The organism is Streptomyces coryli (assembly GCF_011044975.1).
Classification (GTDB): domain Bacteria; phylum Actinomycetota; class Actinomycetes; order Streptomycetales; family Streptomycetaceae; genus Streptomyces; species Streptomyces coryli.
Map to the genome: position 1 here is coordinate 1 of NZ_JAAKZV010000413.1, position 4,120 is coordinate 4,120.

At 73.1% G+C, this 4,120-nt stretch carries 3 protein-coding genes and 1 pseudogene; 2 read left to right on the forward strand and 2 right to left on the reverse strand.

All coding sequences use genetic code 11. The features are described from left to right. Positions 1–154: 154 nt before the first annotated feature. On the reverse strand, positions 155–1,234 hold the full coding sequence (locus tag G5C51_RS40335) for a mechanosensitive ion channel domain-containing protein (protein WP_165245657.1): 1,080 nt from the start codon (positions 1,232–1,234) through the stop codon (positions 155–157). Between the two features lie 111 nt (positions 1,235–1,345). Further along, positions 1,346–2,509 (reverse strand): PP2C family protein-serine/threonine phosphatase, encoded by a 1,164-nt coding sequence (locus G5C51_RS40340; protein WP_165245659.1) that lies wholly within the window; start codon positions 2,507–2,509, stop codon positions 1,346–1,348. A 108-nt stretch (positions 2,510–2,617) separates the two neighbouring features. Between G5C51_RS40340 and G5C51_RS40345 the strand changes: the two genes are divergently transcribed. Together G5C51_RS40345 and G5C51_RS40350 are read left to right on the forward strand one after the other, a co-directional pair. Beyond that, complete coding sequence (locus G5C51_RS40345; RefSeq protein WP_165245661.1) at positions 2,618–3,592, forward strand: aminoglycoside phosphotransferase family protein; 975 nt, start codon at positions 2,618–2,620, stop codon at positions 3,590–3,592. A 64-nt stretch (positions 3,593–3,656) separates the two neighbouring features. Next, positions 3,657–4,120, forward strand: a pseudogene (locus tag G5C51_RS40350) (DUF2470 domain-containing protein); the annotation flags it as partial.

The following is a 4,120-nucleotide window of genomic DNA, read 5'->3' on the forward strand; positions in this document are numbered from 1 at the left end:
CTCCGGCACCCGGCAGACCGACGCGCCCCGCCCCTCCCCCTTCCGTAGCCAGCCATCCGTTTCCGGCACCGCACCCCAGCGGGCGACGGCGACGCGACCGTCACCATCCGATGCCAAGCCGCCCGCCAACCAACCCGCCAAGCCCCGAAGCAACCTACAGCTGCTTCGCCTCCGCCCCCGCCGCCCTCTGCCGCGGCAGCGTCACCGGCAGCTCGTCGCCCGGCTGCCGCACCACGATGTTGCGTACGGGATGGGCGATCTCCACGCCCTCCTCGTGATAGCGCGTGTGCAGGCGCTTGATGAACTCGTGCTTGACCCGGTACTGGTCGGTGAACTCCGCCACCCGCAGGATCACGTTGAAGCCCACCCGCGAATCGCCGAAGGTGTGGAAGCGGACCACCGGGTCGTAGTCCGGCACCCCGCCCTCGACGTCGGCCATCACGGACTTGCCGACCTCGACGGTCATCTTCTCCACCGCCGCCAGATCGCTCGTCAGCCCCACGCCCACCGGCACGATGACGGACATCTCCCGCACCGGACGGTGGTAGTTGGTCATGTTGGTGCCGGAGAGCTTGTCGTTGGGGATGATGACGAGGTTGTCGGACTCGGTGCGGATCACCGTGTTGCGCCAGTTGATGTCGACGACGAAGCCCTCCTCGCCGCTCGACAGCTTGATGTAGTGGCCCGGCTGGATGGTCTTCGAGGCGAGGATGTGCACGCCCGCGAAGAGGTTGGCCAGGGTGTCCTGCAGGGCGAGCGCGACCGCCAGGCCGCCGACGCCGAGGGCGGTCAGCAGCGGCGCGATCGATATGCCCAGCGTCTGCAGCAGGATCAGAATGCCGATCGCCAGCACAGTGATGCGGCTGATGTTGACCAGAATCGTTGCCGATCCCAACCCCGCCGACCGGGTCCCCACGATCTGCGCCACCGCCCGCGCGCACCCGAAAGACACGACCATGATGAGCGCCGCCACGATGCACTGGTGCACGGTGTGCCCCGTCGACCGGTTCAGCGGCAGCGCCGCCGCCGCGATCGACACCCCGCCGGCGAGCGCGGCCCACGGCACCATCATCCGCAGGGCGCCGACGAGGATGTCGTCCCCGCTCCAGCGCGTCCTGCTGGCCCCCTTGCCCAGCCAGCCGAGCAGCATCCGCAGCAGGAAGCCGGCGGTGACGCCGCCGAGGATGGCGGAGCCGGCGACGATGTAGTCGCGGAGTTCGAGGGCACGGTTCACGTTGCAGACCTCTCCCGTAGGGGACACGTGCGCGCGTCGGACACGAGAGCGAATCCGGCGCGGCGGCCATACTGCCTTATCCCGGTACGGGGTTGGGCCACCCGGGGGTCTCTACGGCACTTGCCGGACCCCGGCTGCCGCACGTGGCCGAGTCAGGGCGAGCAGCGCCATGTCGTCCTGCTGCCGGCCGCCGATGTGCGCCGAGACATCCGCCTCCAGCGCCGCCAGCAGCCCGGCAGGTCCGGCGAAGGCGCGGTCGCGCAGCGCCACTTCGGGGTCGTAGAAGACGCCGTCCGCGTCCCGTGCCTCCGTCACGCCATCAGTGAAGAAGAGCAGCGAGGCCCCTGGCGGGAAGTGCGCCACCGCGATCTCGTCCGGCCAGTCGCCGAGATCGCCCATGCCGAGCGGCAGTGACGCCTCCTCAGGCGCTACGGGCCGCACCTGCCCGTCCGGGGTCAGCAGCAGCGGCGCCGGGTGCCCGCGGCTGAGGATCCGTACGACACCGGCCTCCGGGTCGAACTCCGCGAACACCGCTGTGATGAATCCCTCCAGCGGCGCCAGGCCCTGCCGCCGCTGGGCGCCGCGGCGCACCGCGCGGTCCAGCCGGTTGGCGAGCGACTCCAGGCAGGGTTCGTCCTCCGCCGCCTCCCGGAAGACGCCGACCGACACCGCCACCGCGTGCACCGCGCCGAGGCCCTTGCCGCGGACGTCGCCGACGACGACGCGGACGCCGTACTGGGTCTCCTGCGCCACGTACATGTCGCCGCCGATCAGCGCGTCGGCGTCGGCGGGCACGTAACGCGCCGCCACCTGCAGCCCGCCGAGCATTTCCGGGGGGTGCGGCAGCACGGCCCGCTGGGCGGCCTCGGCGACGCCGCGGGCGGTGGCGAGGCGGCGGTTGTGCCAGGCGATGAGGCGGTTCATGACCACGGCCGTGCAGACGACCAGCAGTTCCGTGAACATCTCGACGATCGACGTCGGCTCGTCGGCGGTGCCGTTGTAGAGCTCCAGGCCGATCTGGACGGCCAGCGCGAGGACGCCGATGGCGATGGTGCCACGCAGCGAGTAGACCGGCGCCACGATGAGCGGGGCGGCCTCGAAGAACGGCAGCGAGGTGTAGCCGGCGGGGGTGAACAGGTAGAAGAGCGCACCGCCGATGATCAGCGGGAGCGGCAGCCAGCGCACGATCCGCAGCAGCCAGGCCGCGAGGCGCTCGCGCCGCTGGTTGGTGATGCGGATGTCACCGCCGCCGCCGCGCTCGCCGACCTGCATCATCCCGCCTGTCGTCCGCCGACTCCCGTCATCCCTTCAGCTTTGCCGCGGACGGGCCGGGGCGCGAGTCGGGCGGCGCGAGCGAGGGAGGCGCCGTCGTAGGGTGCGGCCGTGGTGTCCCCCGTCAGCGTGTCCCCCGTCGTCCGCAGCAAGGCCGAGCGGCTCGGCGCCGCCGGGCAGGAGTGGCTCGGCCGCCTGCCCGCGACGGTGGGCGAGCTTGCCGCGCGCTGGTCGCTCGACCTCGGGCCGGCGCTTCCCGGGGGCAGCGAGGGGTACGTGGCCCGGGCCCGTACGGCCGCCGGGGAAGACGTCGTGCTGAAGGTCGCGCTGCCCGGCAACGGCGACCGCGAGGCCGCGGTGCTGCGGCGGGCCGGCGGGCGGGGTTACGCGCGGCTGCTGGCGCATGATCCGGGGCGGGACGCGATGCTGCTGGAGGCGCTGGGGGCGTCGCTGGAGCAGCTGAGGTGGCCGGTCGAGCGGCAGATCGATGTGCTGTGCGCGACACTGCGGCTCGCCTGGCGGGTGGAGCCGGGGGCCGGGGACGTATCCGAGGAGAAGGCGGCCGGGCTGGGTGAGCTGGTGGCGCGGCTGTGGGAGGAGTTGGGGCGGCCGTGTCCGGAGGCGGTGGTGCGGCGGGCGCTCGGGTACGCGCGGCGGCGCGCCGCGGGTGACGCCCCCGAGCGTGCTGTCCTGGTGCACGGGGACCCGCATCCGGGCAACGCGCTGCAACGGGCGGGGGCGGCTGGGGGCTCGGGGGACATGGGTGACTTGGGCAGCTTCGCCTTCGTCGACCCCGACGGCTTCCGCTGCGATCCGGCGTACGACCTGGGCGTGGTGCTGCGCGACTGGTGCGCGGAGCTGCTCGCGGCGGCCGACCCCGCGGCGCTCGCCCGGCGCTACTGCGCGCGGATCGCGGCGGGCGGGGGCGCCGACGCGGTGGCGGTGTGGGAGTGGGGGTACCTGGAGCGGGTGTCGACGGGCCTCTATCTGCTCGCGCACGGCGCGGCCGCCGAGGCCCGGCCGTTCCTGGAGACGGCGGAGATCCTTCTCGGTGCCGCACCCCCTTCCTCACGGAACGAAGGTTAGGCTAACCTAACCAAGCAAGCCGGGGCAGCCGGAACCACACCCCCATCAGGAGGCCGGACACCTCATGAGCGCCGTCGAGTTCGCTGGCATCACGTCGAAGACCGCCAAGCCCGCCAAGGAGCCCACCGCCGCGGAGCGCATCCGCACCGTCCTGGCGACCTCCGACTCCCTCGCCCTGACCCTCCTCGACGACGGCTACCGGGCCGACCTCGTCGGCCTGCACTCCACGGACGCGTACGGCGCCCTCACCCTCCGCCCGCCGCGCGACAGCGCCCTCGCGGCCCGCGTCATTGGCGCCGAACTCGGCGACCTGCCCGCGCAGCTGGAGTTCACCGACCTCGCCCCGGTCGCGGTACGGGACCGGGTCCGCGCGCAGGTGACCCTGGCCGGCTGGCTGACCCCGGACGCCGACCAGCCCGACGCCGACCGCCTCGCCCTGCGCTTCGACTGCGCGGAGGCCGCGCTGACCACCCCGTTCGGCGCCCGCACGGCCGATCCCGACGAACTCGCCCTCGCCACCCCGGACCC